Annotated in this window: 13 protein-coding genes and 1 tRNA gene; 10 read left to right on the top strand and 4 right to left on the bottom strand. The window is 65.4% G+C overall.

From position 1 onward, the window contains the following. Positions 1-18: 18 nt before the first annotated feature. Positions 19-726, top strand: coding sequence for a sulfotransferase-like domain-containing protein (locus tag ACFO5X_RS11015; RefSeq protein ID WP_380717495.1), 708 nt, complete (start codon positions 19-21; stop codon positions 724-726). Here ACFO5X_RS11015 and ACFO5X_RS11010 read toward each other — a convergent pair. Next, positions 723-1319, bottom strand: coding sequence for an HD domain-containing protein (locus ACFO5X_RS11010; protein WP_380717494.1), 597 nt, complete (start codon positions 1317-1319; stop codon positions 723-725). The genes ACFO5X_RS11015 and ACFO5X_RS11010 overlap by 4 nt on opposite strands. A gap of 291 nt (positions 1320-1610) precedes the next feature. Here ACFO5X_RS11010 and ahcY point away from each other — a divergent pair, with 291 nt between their 5' ends. Beyond that, positions 1611-2999: an adenosylhomocysteinase gene (gene ahcY, locus ACFO5X_RS11005; RefSeq protein ID WP_380717493.1), complete on the top strand. Its 1389-nt coding sequence runs from the start codon at positions 1611-1613 to the stop codon at positions 2997-2999. 177 nt (positions 3000-3176) lie between these two features. Here the strand turns inward: ahcY and ACFO5X_RS11000 are convergent, their stop codons facing one another. Genes ACFO5X_RS11000 through tsaD form a run of 3 tightly spaced genes read right to left on the bottom strand, consistent with a single transcriptional unit; the run spans position 3177 to position 5661 of the window. Beyond that, positions 3177-3596 carry an EVE domain-containing protein gene (locus tag ACFO5X_RS11000; protein ID WP_380717492.1) on the bottom strand — a complete coding sequence of 140 codons (420 nt, stop codon included), beginning with the start codon at positions 3594-3596 and terminating at the stop codon, positions 3177-3179. 11 nt (positions 3597-3607) lie between these two features. After that, positions 3608-4570 (bottom strand): NAD(P)H-dependent glycerol-3-phosphate dehydrogenase, encoded by a 963-nt coding sequence (locus tag ACFO5X_RS10995; protein WP_380717490.1) that lies wholly within the window; start codon positions 4568-4570, stop codon positions 3608-3610. Further along, on the bottom strand, positions 4567-5661 hold the full coding sequence (gene tsaD, locus ACFO5X_RS10990; RefSeq protein ID WP_380717489.1) for a tRNA (adenosine(37)-N6)-threonylcarbamoyltransferase complex transferase subunit TsaD: 1095 nt from the start codon (positions 5659-5661) through the stop codon (positions 4567-4569). Before tsaD ends, ACFO5X_RS10995 begins: the two co-directional genes overlap by 4 nt. 83 nt (positions 5662-5744) lie before the next feature. Here tsaD and ACFO5X_RS10985 point away from each other — a divergent pair, with 83 nt between their 5' ends. From ACFO5X_RS10985 to ACFO5X_RS10950, 8 genes are all read left to right on the top strand, one after another. Continuing rightward, entirely contained in the window at positions 5745-6476 is a 732-nt protein-coding gene (locus ACFO5X_RS10985) for a uroporphyrinogen-III synthase (RefSeq protein ID WP_380717488.1), read from the top strand. Positions 6477-6527: 51 nt separating this feature from the next. Further along, positions 6528-7772 carry a hypothetical protein gene (locus ACFO5X_RS10980; RefSeq protein ID WP_380717487.1) on the top strand — a complete coding sequence of 415 codons (1245 nt, stop codon included), beginning with the start codon at positions 6528-6530 and terminating at the stop codon, positions 7770-7772. A 10-nt stretch (positions 7773-7782) separates the two neighbouring features. Further along, positions 7783-9249 (top strand): heme biosynthesis protein HemY, encoded by a 1467-nt coding sequence (locus tag ACFO5X_RS10975; RefSeq protein WP_380717486.1) that lies wholly within the window; start codon positions 7783-7785, stop codon positions 9247-9249. Between the two features lie 216 nt (positions 9250-9465). After that, positions 9466-10218: a TIGR04255 family protein gene (locus ACFO5X_RS10970; RefSeq protein ID WP_380717485.1), complete on the top strand. Its 753-nt coding sequence runs from the start codon at positions 9466-9468 to the stop codon at positions 10216-10218. Further along, complete coding sequence (locus ACFO5X_RS10965) at positions 10211-10504, top strand: hypothetical protein (protein ID WP_380717484.1); 294 nt, start codon at positions 10211-10213, stop codon at positions 10502-10504. The genes ACFO5X_RS10970 and ACFO5X_RS10965 overlap by 8 nt, the downstream gene beginning before the upstream one ends. Positions 10505-10512: 8 nt before the next feature. Beyond that, positions 10513-11139, top strand: coding sequence for a hypothetical protein (locus ACFO5X_RS10960; RefSeq protein WP_380717483.1), 627 nt, complete (start codon positions 10513-10515; stop codon positions 11137-11139). A gap of 53 nt (positions 11140-11192) precedes the next feature. Continuing rightward, positions 11193-11268, top strand: a tRNA-Thr gene (locus ACFO5X_RS10955). A gap of 139 nt (positions 11269-11407) precedes the next feature. After that, positions 11408-12298: a cation diffusion facilitator family transporter gene (locus tag ACFO5X_RS10950; protein ID WP_380717482.1), complete on the top strand. Its 891-nt coding sequence runs from the start codon at positions 11408-11410 to the stop codon at positions 12296-12298. Positions 12299-12418 lie beyond the last annotated feature (120 nt).

Raw genomic sequence — 12418 nt, 5'->3', positions numbered from 1 at the left:
CAACACAGGAGGTCGGACATGCGGATTGCCATGTGGTCGGGGCCACGCAACCTCAGCACGGCGATGATGTATGCCTTTGGCAACCGCGCCGACTTTGCCGTCGTGGACGAACCCTTTTACGCCGTCTACCTCGCCCGCACCGGCCTTGCCCACCCGATGCGGGCCGAGGTTCTGGCGGCGCAGTCCGACGACCCCGAGACTGTAATTCAGGCTCTGACAGGCCCAATTCCCGGCAACAAGCCGCATTTCTACCAGAAACACATGTGCCACCACATGATCGACGGCGTTCCCCGCGACTGGATCGGCGGAATGCGCAACGTTTTCCTGATCCGCCACCCCGCGCGGGTCGTGGCCAGCTATTCCGAGAAACACGACGAACGCACGCTCGAGGCGCTGGGCTTCGTGCAGCAGGCCGAGATCTTCGACACCGTCGCCGGCGACAATCCCATCGTGATCGACAGCCACGATATCCGCGCCGATCCCGAAGGGATGCTGCGCCGCCTTTGCGCCGCCCTTGATCTGGACTGGGATCCCGGAATGCTGCACTGGCCGGCCGGCGGCCACCCCTCCGACGGCGCCTGGGCGCCGCACTGGTATGGCGCCGTCCACCGCTCGACCGGTTTCGCCGGGGCCGAAGGCGCCCTGCCGGACCTGACCGGCGAAGCCGCGGAACTCGCCGAAGCCGCGCTGCCCTATTATCGCAGGCTGGAAGCGGTCAAGCTCTAGTCCAGCGTCGCCATCAGCTCGGCATGGCGCGCGGTATAGGCGGCGCGCACCTCGGTCGGCGGCCGCAGGTGCAGCGACAATCCCGATATCAGGCTCTGTTCAGGCTTTCCAAAGAACCGATCCGCCTCGGCCTCGGAAAACCCGGCCAGCTGCGTCGCTTCCATCCAGGCGCTGATCCGGTCGGCCTTCTTGATCTGCTTCTTGACCTGCGCCGGCAGCACCGCCGGCAGACCGAACCGGATGTGGATCGCCGCCGTCAGCCGCTCGTCCAGCGCGCCATAGCTCGGCCCGACCGCGGCCTTGACGGGCGAGATCATGTCCCCGATCACATATTCCGGCGCGTCGTGCAGCAGCGCGGCCAGCTGCCAGCGCACCGGCGGCTTCGCGCAGATCCGGCTGAACAGCACCTCCACCAGCAGCGAATGTTCCGCCACCGAATAGGCGAAATCGCCCCGCGTCTGGCCGTTCCAGCGTGCGACAAAGGCCAGCCCGTGGGCGATATCCTCCACCTCGATATCCACCGGGGTCGGATCCAGCAGATCCAGCCTGCGCCCCGACAGCATCCGCTGCCATGCCCGTGCCTGTGGTGCCATGCGGACACACTCCTCTGAACTTGCCGTTCTTTTGCCGCATTTCGCGCGCAGCCTTGTCCCATCGAACCACAGGCGCTGCCACGCGACAACACGACCAAAGGTCAAAAGACCGGGGCGCGGCCGCGGTGGGTTCGAGACGACTGGGGGGCACGTTTCTTCCTCCCGGCGTGCCCCCTATTTCACACAGAGTCCGGCAAGGCCACAGCGCGTCTTGACCACGTCCGCCCAGTCGCATTGCGCGAAAGCGGCTGGAATGCTAGACGCCGGTCAAACTCCAGGAGAATTTTCACCGTGACTCAGGATTACGTCGTCAAGGATATCAATCTGGCCGACTATGGCCGCAAGGAACTGGATATCGCCGAAACCGAAATGCCGGGCCTGATGGCCCTGCGCGAGGAATACGGCACCAAGAAACCGCTGAAGGGCGCCCGCATCGTCGGCTCGCTCCACATGACCATCCAGACCGCCGTTCTGATCGAAACGCTGGTCGCGCTTGGCGCCGACGTGCGCTGGGCGTCGTGTAACATCTTCTCGACTCAGGACCACGCCGCCGCCGCGATCGCCAAGGCGGGCGTCCCGGTCTTCGCGGTCAAGGGCCAGACCCTGACCGAGCACTGGGACTACCTCGACAAGTCCTTCATGTTCCCCGACGGCGCGAACATGATCCTCGACGACGGTGGCGACGCCACCCTCTACGTCCTGCTGGGCGCGCGGGCCGAGGCGGGCGAGGACATCATCCCCGTGCCGCAGTCCGAGGAAGAAGAGGTGATCAAGAAGCAGATCGCCAAGCGGATGAAGGAAAGCCCCGGCTGGTTCACGAAAACCCGCGACGCGATCAAGGGCGTGTCCGAGGAAACCACCACCGGCGTGCACCGCCTCTACGACCTCTACAAGAAGGGCCAGCTGCCCTTCCCGGCGATCAACGTCAACGACTCGGTCACCAAGTCGAAGTTCGACAACAAATACGGCTGCAAGGAATCGCTGGTCGACGGCATCCGCCGCGCCACCGACACCATGATGGCCGGCAAGGTCGCCGTGGTCTGCGGCTATGGCGACGTGGGCAAGGGCTCGGCCGCCTCGCTGCGCGGCGCGGGCGCCCGCGTGAAGGTTACCGAGGTCGACCCGATCTGCGCGCTTCAGGCCGCGATGGACGGCTACGAGGTGACGCTGCTCGAAGACGAAGTCGCCAGTGCCGATATCTTCATCACCACCACCGGCAACAAGGACGTGATCCGCATCGAGCATATGCGCGAGATGAAGAACATGGCCATCGTCGGCAACATCGGCCACTTCGACAACGAAATCCAGGTCGCTGCGCTGAAGAACCACAAGTGGACCAACATCAAGGAACAGGTCGACATGATCGAGATGCCCTCGGGCAACAAGATCATCCTGCTCTCCGAAGGCCGCCTGCTGAACCTCGGCAACGCCACCGGGCACCCGTCCTTCGTGATGTCGGCGTCGTTCACCAACCAGGTGCTGGCCCAGATCGAACTCTGGACCAAGGGCGACCAATACGAAAACAAGGTCTACATCCTGCCCAAGCATCTCGACGAAAAGGTCGCGCGCCTGCACCTGGGCCGGATCGGCGTCAAGCTGACCAAGCTCAGCTCGGATCAGGCCTCCTACATCGGCGTCACGCCGGAAGGGCCGTTCAAGGCCGAACACTACCGCTACTGATTTGGCGCTGATTTGAATAGAAGGCGGCGGGCAATTTCTTTGCTCCGCCGCCTTTTTCGCGCTATGACCAGCCATCGGCCAGGACGGCCGGAACCGAATTCAGATGCGTGTGGTGACTTGGGAGCACGCGGGTGAGGGAGGGTTCCGGTGTGGTGCCGGTCCCTCCAACTCCGCCCCTCAGGGTTTCGTCGCGCCCATCTCGCAGACCAGCGTCCATTCCGCCTCGGTGACCGGCTGCACCGACAGGCGCGAATTCTTCACCAGAACCATCTCGGCCAGCCGCGGCTCGGCCTTGATCTGCTCCAGCGTGACAGGCTCTGCAAAGGGCCGAACCGCCTTGATGTCCACGCATTCCCAGCGGGCATCATCGGTCGAACTGTCGGGATGCGCCTCGGCGCAGACCTCGACAATGCCGACCACCGCCTTGTCGGTCTGCGAATGGTAAAAGAACCCCTTATCGCCCACCTTCATCTCGCGCATGAAGTTGCGCGCCTGATAGTTGCGCACGCCGTCCCATTCCTGGCCGGCGTCTCCCTTGGCCTGCTGGTCGTCCCAGCCCCAGGTGTCAGGTTCGGATTTGAACAGCCAGTAAGCCATGCGACGTCCTTTCATTCTTCCTTGAGCGAGCGCGCCAGCAGACGCGCCATGACCGAGGGCAGGGTTTCGCGCCCGTCCACCAGGTCCGCGACCGCCCGCGTGATCGGCAGATCCAGCCCGCGATAGGCCTCGGCCTTCACCATCGCCCGCGCGGTGGCGGCGCCTTCTACCGTCACGGCGGGATCGAATGCCGCGCCGCGCCCGATGGCAAGCCCCAGCTGATAGTTGCGCGACATGTCCGAGGTGCAGCTCAGCGTCAGATCGCCGAACCCCGACAGACCCGCCAGCGTCTCGGGCCGCGCCCCCCGCGCGGCGGCGATGCGCAGCATCTCGGCATAGCCCCGCGTCATCAGCGCGGCACGGGCGCTGTTGCCCAGCCCGGCGCCGATCACCGCGCCGCAGGCGATGGCCATCACGTTCTTCAAAGCGCCGCCCAGCTCGGCCCCGGCGGTATCCGTCGTGCGATACAGCCGCAAGACATCCGTGCTCAGCGCCCTTTGCAGCGTCTCGACCCGCGCCGCATCCGCACAGGCCAGCGTCAGCGCAGTTGGCAGCCCGCGCGCGATCTCCCCGGCAAAGCTCGGGCCCGTCAGCAGCGCAGCGGTCGCCCCCGGCGCGACCTCGGCAATCACGCCCGTCGGCCCCAGCCCGGTGTCCAGCTCGATGCCCTTGCAACAGGCCACCAGCGGCCGGTCGGCCAGCTGCGCCAAAGGCCCCGCCAGCGCGGCGCGCATCTGCTGCATCGGCATCGCCAGCAGAACCACCTCGCAATCGTCCAGTTCGCCAACATCGGCACTCGGCGTCACGCCTTCGGACAGGTCCGCGCCGGGCAGCCGGGCAGCGTTCTGCCGGCTGTCCCGCATCGCCCGCGCCTGACCTTCATCCCGCGACCACAGCGTGACCGCCCCCTTGCGCCCCAGCGCGATAGCCAGCGCCGTTCCGAAAGCTCCGGCTCCGGCAACCCCGACCCTCATGCCTTGGCCCCCTTGCGCCCGCCGCCGACCAGCGCGGCCTGCGTCGTGTCCAGCGGCCAGCGCGGCCGCGCCGACAGCGTCATGTCATGGCGCAGCCCGGTCTCGAACAGCTCGGCCCCGGCATGGGCGATCATCGCCGCATTATCGGTGCACAGCTTCAGCGGCGGCGCGACGAACCGGGCACCGGCCTCGCCCGCGACCTGCTCCAGCCGCGCGCGGATCTGCATGTTCGCGGCCACGCCCCCGGCCACCGCAACGCAGGGCTGCGCGGGATTTTCCCCAAGATAGAGCCGCAAAGCACGCCGCATCCGGTCCGCCAGCACATCGCAGACCGCCTGCTGGAACCCCGCGCACAGATCGGCGCGATCCGCTCGGGTCAGCCCGCCGAACTCCTGCACCAGGGTGTCCCGCGTGCGCAGCACGGCGGTCTTCAGCCCCGAGAACGACAGGTTGCAATCATCCCGGTCGATCAGCGGGCGGGGCAGGGAGAACCGCTTCGCATCCCCGCCGTGCGCTTCGGCCTCGATCCCCGGCCCGCCGGGCTGCGCCAGGCCCAGCAGTCGCGCCACCTTGTCAAACGCCTCGCCCGGTGCGTCGTCGATGGTGCCGCCCAGCCGCGAGAAATCCTCGGGCCCGCGCACGATCAGGAACTGACAATGCCCGCCCGAGACCAGCAGCATCAGATAGGAGTATGCGATCCCATCCGTCAGCCGCGGCGTCAGTGCATGGCCCGCCAGATGGTTCACCCCGATCAGCGGCAGCCCGGTCGCGGCGCAAATGCCCTTGGCGCACATCACGCCCGACAGCACGCCGCCGATCAGCCCCGGCCCGGCGGTCACGGCCACCCCGTCCATGTCGGAAAGGCTCAACCCCGCCTCGGCCAGCGCCTGCCGCACCGCCACATCCAGCTTTTCGGCATGGGCGCGCGCGGCGATCTCGGGCACCACGCCGCCAAAGGCATCGTGCAGCCCGCTCTGCCCGATCACGACCGAGGACAGCACCTCCGAACGCCCGTCCAAACGGCGCACGACAGCCGCGGCGGTATCGTCGCAGCTGCTCTCCAGTCCCAGCAGGATAAGGGGGTCGCTCATGTGCCTCTGCGGTTGCATCACCTTGCGTCCGGAGGTATCACCCAAAGTCCCCGCTCACAATCCCGGGCCATCCGATGTGCGCCTTGCGACCTGTCCTGCTCTTGACGCGGCCAGCCGAGGCCTCGGAACGCTTTGCCAGCCAGCTGCCCCCGGATGTTCTTGCCCGCGTCGATCTGATCATTTCTCCCCTGATCTGCATCGAACCGCTTGTACAGAGCCTTGATTTCGGCCCCGCTCGCGGCCTGCTCTTCACCTCGGCCAATGCCGTCCGCGTGGTCGCCGGGGTGACCGAAGACCGCCTCCTCCCCTCATTCTGCGTCGGTGAAAAAACGGCCGCCACCGCCCGTGACGCCGGCTGGAACGCCCACGCACTGGGGGCGACGGCCGACGAACTGGTTGCGGCACTGCTGCGCGACCGCCCCGAAGGCCCGCTTCTGCATCTCTCTGGTGAGCACACCCGGGGCGACGTCGCGGCACGTCTGTGCGCGGCTGGGCTGCCCACGGCGGAAACCGCCGTCTATGCCCAACCGCTGCAGCCGCTCGACGACGCGGCGCAGCGCGCGCTGGTCGGCAAGATGCCCGTGATCGTGCCGTTGTTTTCACCACGCACGGCGCGACACTTTGCCGAACAGGCCACCGGCCCCGCCGCGGTGCACGCCATAGCGCTCAGCGAATCCGTCGCAGAACCGTTGAAACCAAAAGGCTTTTCGCGCGTTGATGTTGCGTTGCGGCCTGACGCGGGGGCGATGGTCGAGGCGATTGCAGCCTGCCTTGCCGGGATCACCCGGGTTGAGGGTGCCCGGCCCCCACAGTAGTGTTTGCAGAAGCAGGATCGGGCATTTCAGATTCGAAGGGGTGATTTTCAGGTGGCAAACGATCCAAAGTCCAAACCGGATATCGACGACGCGCCCATTGCCGGCAGCGAGCCGGTGATCACGGAGTCCGGCACGGACACGCCTGCGGATACCCCGCTGGTCGAGGATGTGCCGGCGATCGGACCGCCCATGCCCGACGTTTCCGCAACCGAGCCTGACGACGAGCCCCCCGTCGAGGACGCAAGGCCCAGGGTCGAGGACCATCCGCCCGAAGCCGCCCCCGAAACCGTGGCCGCGGCCCAGCCCGCCCCCGCCCGTGGCGGCTTTGGCGCGGCGCTTCTGGGTGGTGTCGCTGCCGGCGTGATCGGCTTCGTCGCAGGCAAGGCCGGCTTGCTCGACCCGCTGCTGCCCGCGGACTGGCGCCAGCCGGATTACTCTGCACAGCTCGCCACGCTCGAAAACCGGCTGTCCGACCAGACCGCCGAAATCGCCGCCTTGCGCGACCAGCTCGGCGCGGTGCAGATGCCAGACATCGCCCCGCTCGACAGCCGCATCGACAGCCTCGCCGGCCAGGTCGAGCCGCTTGCCGACAAGATGACGGCGCTCACCTCGGCCCAGTCCGACCTCCAGTCCCGCATCGACGAACTGGAAAAACGCCCGATCAGCGAAGGCGTCTCGCAAAGCGCCATCGACGCCTACGAACGCGAGCTGACCCGCATGAAGGACTCGCTCGAAGCCCAGCGCGCCGAGGTCGACAATTACATCTCCCAGGCCCGCAGCATGGAGGCCGAGGCAGACCAGTCGCGCCAGCTTGCCACCCAGCGCAACGCCCTGACCCGCCTCCAGACCGCCCTGACCGAGGGCGCGCCCTACGCCGAACAGCTCGACGCGCTGCGCGCCGCCGGTCTCGACGTGCCCGCGCCGCTCGCCGACTCCGCCGAAACCGGCGTCCCGACGCTCGCGGTCCTGCGCGCCGCCTTCCCCGACGCCGCACGGGAAGCTTTGGCCGCCGCCCGCGAGGCCAGCAAGGGTGACACCCCCGGCTTCAGCGCCTTCCTCGCCCGCCAGTTCGGCGCCCGCTCGGTCGAACCGCGCGCTGGCAACGACCCCGACGCGATCCTGTCGCGCGCCGAGGCCGCGGTGACCGAAGGGCGGATCGACACCGCGCTCACCGAACTCGACGCGCTGCCCGACGTCGCCAAGGCGCCGCTGGCCGACTGGATCGCCCAGGCCCAGCGCCGCCAGGCCGCCATGACCGCCGCCGACACGCTCGCGCAATCGCTGACCTCGAAGTGAAGGGACTCCCATGCTCTGGTCGCTGATCAAGATTCTGGTCTTCGTCGCCCTGATCGCCGCCCTCACGCTGGGCGCGGGCTATCTGATGGAGGCCGGCGGGGGCGTGCGCGTGACCTTCGCGGGCATCGAATACACCCTCGGGCCGCTGCAAACCGTGATCGGCCTGCTGGCCCTGCTGGTCGCGCTCTGGCTGCTGCTCAAGCTGCTGTCGCTGACCGTGGCGGTCCTGCGCTTTCTCAGCGGCGACGAGACCGCCGTCTCGCGCTATTTCGACCGCGGCCGCGAGCGCAAGGGCTATCAGGCGCTGGCCGATGGCCTCATGGCGCTCGCCTCGGGGGAAGGGCGCGTGGCGATGCACAAGGCCGCCCGTGCCGAGAAATACCTGCGCAAGCCCGAGCTGACCAACCTGCTGACCGCCCAGGCGGCGGAGATGGCCGGAGACACCAAAAAGGCCGCCGAGACCTACAAGCAGCTGATCGCCGACGACGCGACCCGCTTTGTCGGCGTGCGCGGCATCCTGCGCCAGAAACTGGCCGAGGGCGACACCGAGACCGCGCGCAAGCTCGCCGAAAAGGCATTCCAGCTGAAACCGCGCCATGAAGAAACGCAGGACGTCCTGCTGCGGCTTCAGGCCCAGGCCCATGACTGGGCCGGCGCGCGCAGCACGCTCAGCGCCAAGCTGAAATCGGGCACCCTGCCGCGCGATGTCTACACCCGCCGCGAGGCGGTGCTGGCGCTTTCCGAGGCGCGCGAACTGCTCGACGACCAGACCAGCGTGGAAAAGCGCGAACAGGTGATCGAGGCGAACCGCCTTTCGCCCGACCTCGTCCCCGCCGCCGCACTGGCCGCCCGCGGCTATGTCGCCAAGGGCCAGCCGAAATACGCCGTGCGGATCCTGAAAAAGGCGTGGGAGGCGCAGCCGCACCCCGACCTCGCCGCCGCCTTCGCCCGGATCGAACCCGAAGAAACCCCCGAGGCGCGTCTCAAGCGGTTCCAGCTGCTTACCAAGCTTCACCCCGAGAACCCGGAAACCAAGCTGCTCCTGGCCGAGCTGAACCTCGTGGCCGAAGATTTCCCCGCCGCCCGCCGCGCGCTGGGCGATCTGGCCACCGCCCCGGGCGCCGATGCCCGCGCGCTCACCCTGATGGCCGCCATCGAACGCGGCGAGGGCGCCTCGGACGCGGTGGTGAACGGCTGGCTGGCCCGCGCGCTGAACGCCCCGCGCGGCCCGCAATGGATCTGTGACAACTGCCAGCACATCCACACCGACTGGCAGCCGATCTGCGACAACTGCCACGGCCTCGACACGCTCAGCTGGCGCGCCCCGCAGCATTCCGACGTCGCCACCGCCACCGGCATCGCCGTCCTGCCCCTGATCGCGGGCACTCCGGCGGTCGCCCCGGTGCCCGATATCCCCGACGCCGAACTGATGCCCGAGGACGACTCCCAAGAACCCCCGAAGCCCCCGGCAAATTAGCCCTAAACCCTGTAAAAATACGTCCATTGGTTCATGTGACAAGGCATGGCTGGTGGGCGACGTCTACACAATTGCGGTCCCCAAGTTGGAGCATACATAGCTCACCGCATGGGAGTCAAAAAATTAAAAAAGTTTCGGTATTGACTCAGTGGGCGCCTTGAGTCCTTGCCTGTGATTCGGGCTGGGGCTACATTGCGATTCGAAGTGGAGGGCGAAGTGTCCGAAAGAAGACTGCCGACAATTCTTGAGCGCGAGCCACTGGTCGATGCGGTTTTTGAAGTCCGCTTAGGTGGCAATCCCCACTTGGCGGACCTTCTGCCTGGCATCCTATTTAATCAGCTTGGTCCAAGACCAACACTTGAGCGTCTCGCAACTGCCGACATTCCGGAACCGATCAGAGTAAGCGAGCCAAATCTAGCTTTTGCTCCAGTTATACGACTTCATTGGCGGGAATTCGCGATTTCGTTCGGGAGCCGTAACGTGGTGATTGCCTGTAAACTTCCCTATCCCAAGTGGCCTCGCTTCAAAGATGCAATCTTGGACATCGTAGACAAGGTTTCTCAGGTCGGGATTTCTGGCCCGATCGAGCGCTATTCCCTGAAGTACGTCAACCTGATCCAGGCCCCGACAGTGGCGGAGCAGATACAAAAGATCAATCTCGCGATCCGAGTGGGCGATGTAGACGTCAAAGATGACCACGTGTCTGTGCAGGTTCACAGGACTGAAGGCGAAACCTTGCACATCATGTCGGTTGTGACGGGCGCAAAAGGCAAAATGGCAGATGGGAAACTAGTATCTGGTGCTGTAGTCGACATCGATTCTATCCGCCCAATACAGTTTCCTGACTTCCGAACCTTTGCCGAAAACCTCGGCGAGGCCGTTGAAACTTTGCGAACCGAAAACAAAATCAAGTTTTTCAGTTGCTTGACCGAAGCTACGGTCGATGAAATGGGGCCCAAATATGATTGACTTAGTGGCGACCAAGCCAACCACGACCACCTTCGCAGCCGCAGTTGGCGCGATTATGTTCGCCGGGCAGGTTCAATATCCCCCGCGAACGGAGGCGTATCAAGTCTACCAAGTGGGTGGCACCTACAGTGACTTCATGGCGAATCTTCCCCGAACGGCAGCGATTGACGACTTTGCGCGGCAAATCGGCGCGCTTTATGATGTCTTTGCACAACGACAAGAGCGTCTCGGTGCTGAGTTCGAGGCCGCGATCTTTAGCGATGTCGAAAGCCTCTACGAGGCATAATCCCTAAGATGGCCTTAGACCCGGAAGCACTTCGTCAACAAATTCCCTACTACCTCACGGCCGAACCGGCCCGTAAGGAGCTAGTCGAGGGGCTCAAGGCGCTGAGCGAAGGTGCTACTGACGGGTACTTCTTCCCGGCAGGCGGTGACCCGCACGCAAATACTATGCTTCAGGGTGACGGTTGGCGCGGCTTTCAGGTGTTCTCTTTCACGTCAGGAGCGCAAAATCTTACGCGCGGCATAGTTCTCTCGAATTCCTGCGACATTTCCCCCGAAAACGAGCGCGTGTTGCCACCGAAAGTGACCTTCGCACCGCTCGTCAAGTTGGCGAGGATCAAGGCTCGCTTCGAGGAACACGGACTGAGAGCGGAGCAGATTGAAGGGCGCCTTCAAGCGATCCGGGCACAGTCTGTCACGAGTATCTTCTATCTTCCGGCAAGCGGTCCGCTCGAGGAAGAGTACGTCGCACTACTTGACGACCTCCATTCGATGCCGGTCGAAGCCCACCGGCAGGCGGCAGAAAAGGTCTTCACCCTAAGCATGGCCGGCTTCTATCTTTTTGTCTTCAAACTCTCGGTCCACTTCTGCCGTCTTCAAGAGAACGTTGACCGATCAATGCGAGCGGCAACGGTCTAGCGGAGTTTCAGCTTGCGTTGTTTCCGGTGAAAGCTTAAACGCTGCACCGGGACGCCGCTGTAGCTCAGCTGGTAGAGCACGTCATTCGTAATGATGGGGTCGGGGGTTCGAGTCCCTTCAGCGGCACCACCTGTTCCCAAACCCATCAGCCGGGCCTGTGGCGCATCCCTTTGACCACCCTCCGTAATGGATCCCCCCGGCCGCCCACGGTTGTCAAACTCCCGACCGGGGACTAGACAGACCTTTCCGGTCCATGCGGGAGTGCGCCGTGTCCACCACCATCCGGCTCGCCATCGGCAGCGTCTTCGTCGGCATTCTCGTGCTCGGGATCAAGTTCCTGGCCTGGTGGATCACCGGGTCGGTGGCGCTCTATTCGGATGCGCTGGAAAGCACGGTCAATGTCGCCACCGCCATTGCCGCGCTGATCGCGATCCGCATCGCGGCGCGGCCGGCCGATGCCGAACATCCCTATGGCCACCACAAGGCCGAGTTCTTCAGCGCGGTGCTGGAAGGCGTGATGATCATCGTCGCAGCCCTGCTGATCCTGCGCGAGGCCTATCTGAACCTGCTGCACCCGGTGTCGCTGGACCTGCCGGTCGAGGGGCTGATCGTCAACGGCGGCGCGACGGTGATCAACGCGCTCTGGGCCTGGGTGCTGGTCACGCGCGGGCGCCGGCTGCGCTCGCCTGCGCTGGTGGCGGACGGGCGGCACCTGTTTACCGATGTGGTCACCTCGGCGGGGGTGGCGCTGGGCCTGCTGGTCGCCATCGTCACCGGCTGGTGGATCCTCGACCCGCTGATGGCGGCGGTCGTCGCGGTCAACATCCTCTGGTCGGGCTCAAAGGTGGTGCGCGAGTCGCTCAGCGGTCTGATGGATGAGGCGGTCCCGCAAAAGACGCTGGATGCGATCCGCGGCATCATCTCGGCCGAGGCCGGTGGCGCGGTCGAGGCCCATGACCTGCGCACCCGGCATGCGGGCAAGGCGACCTTCATCGACTTTCACCTCGTCGTGCCGGGCGACATGACGGTGTTTGACGCCCATGAGATCTGCGACCGGGTCGAAGCCGTGCTGAAGAAGGAAATCCAGGGGTCGAAAATCACCATTCACGTCGAACCCGAGCACAAGCAGAAACATTCCGGCATCATCGTTCTGGACTGAGCCGCGATGGCGCTTTTGCAGCATCTTCGTGACCCGGCCACCCAGCCGCCGAGAGCGGCCCGGATCGCGGCCACGCCTTCGCCACATTTCCGCAGAGGTTGACCCTGCGGTCCGATCAAT

The organism is Seohaeicola nanhaiensis, assembly GCF_042654245.1.
Lineage (GTDB): Bacteria > Pseudomonadota > Alphaproteobacteria > Rhodobacterales > Rhodobacteraceae > Seohaeicola_A > Seohaeicola_A nanhaiensis.
This window is presented reverse-complemented; position numbering and strand designations above follow the sequence as displayed.

Bases quoted from the DNA above. Each gene is read 5' to 3' on its own strand.
- ACFO5X_RS11015 (WP_380717495.1), top strand. From the start codon at position 19: ATGCGGATTGCCATGTGGTCGGGGCCACGCAACCTCAGCACGGCGATG.
- ACFO5X_RS11010 (WP_380717494.1), bottom strand. From the start codon at position 1,319: ATGGCACCACAGGCACGGGCATGGCAGCGGATGCTGTCGGGGCGCAGG.
- ACFO5X_RS11000 (WP_380717492.1), bottom strand. From the start codon at position 3,596: ATGGCTTACTGGCTGTTCAAATCCGAACCTGACACCTGGGGCTGGGAC.
- ACFO5X_RS10995 (WP_380717490.1), bottom strand. From the start codon at position 4,570: ATGAGGGTCGGGGTTGCCGGAGCCGGAGCTTTCGGAACGGCGCTGGCT.
- tsaD (WP_380717489.1), bottom strand. From the start codon at position 5,661: ATGAGCGACCCCCTTATCCTGCTGGGACTGGAGAGCAGCTGCGACGAT.
- ACFO5X_RS10975 (WP_380717486.1), top strand. From the start codon at position 7,783: ATGCTCTGGTCGCTGATCAAGATTCTGGTCTTCGTCGCCCTGATCGCC.
- ACFO5X_RS10965 (WP_380717484.1), top strand. From the start codon at position 10,211: ATGATTGACTTAGTGGCGACCAAGCCAACCACGACCACCTTCGCAGCC.
- ACFO5X_RS10960 (WP_380717483.1), top strand. From the start codon at position 10,513: ATGGCCTTAGACCCGGAAGCACTTCGTCAACAAATTCCCTACTACCTC.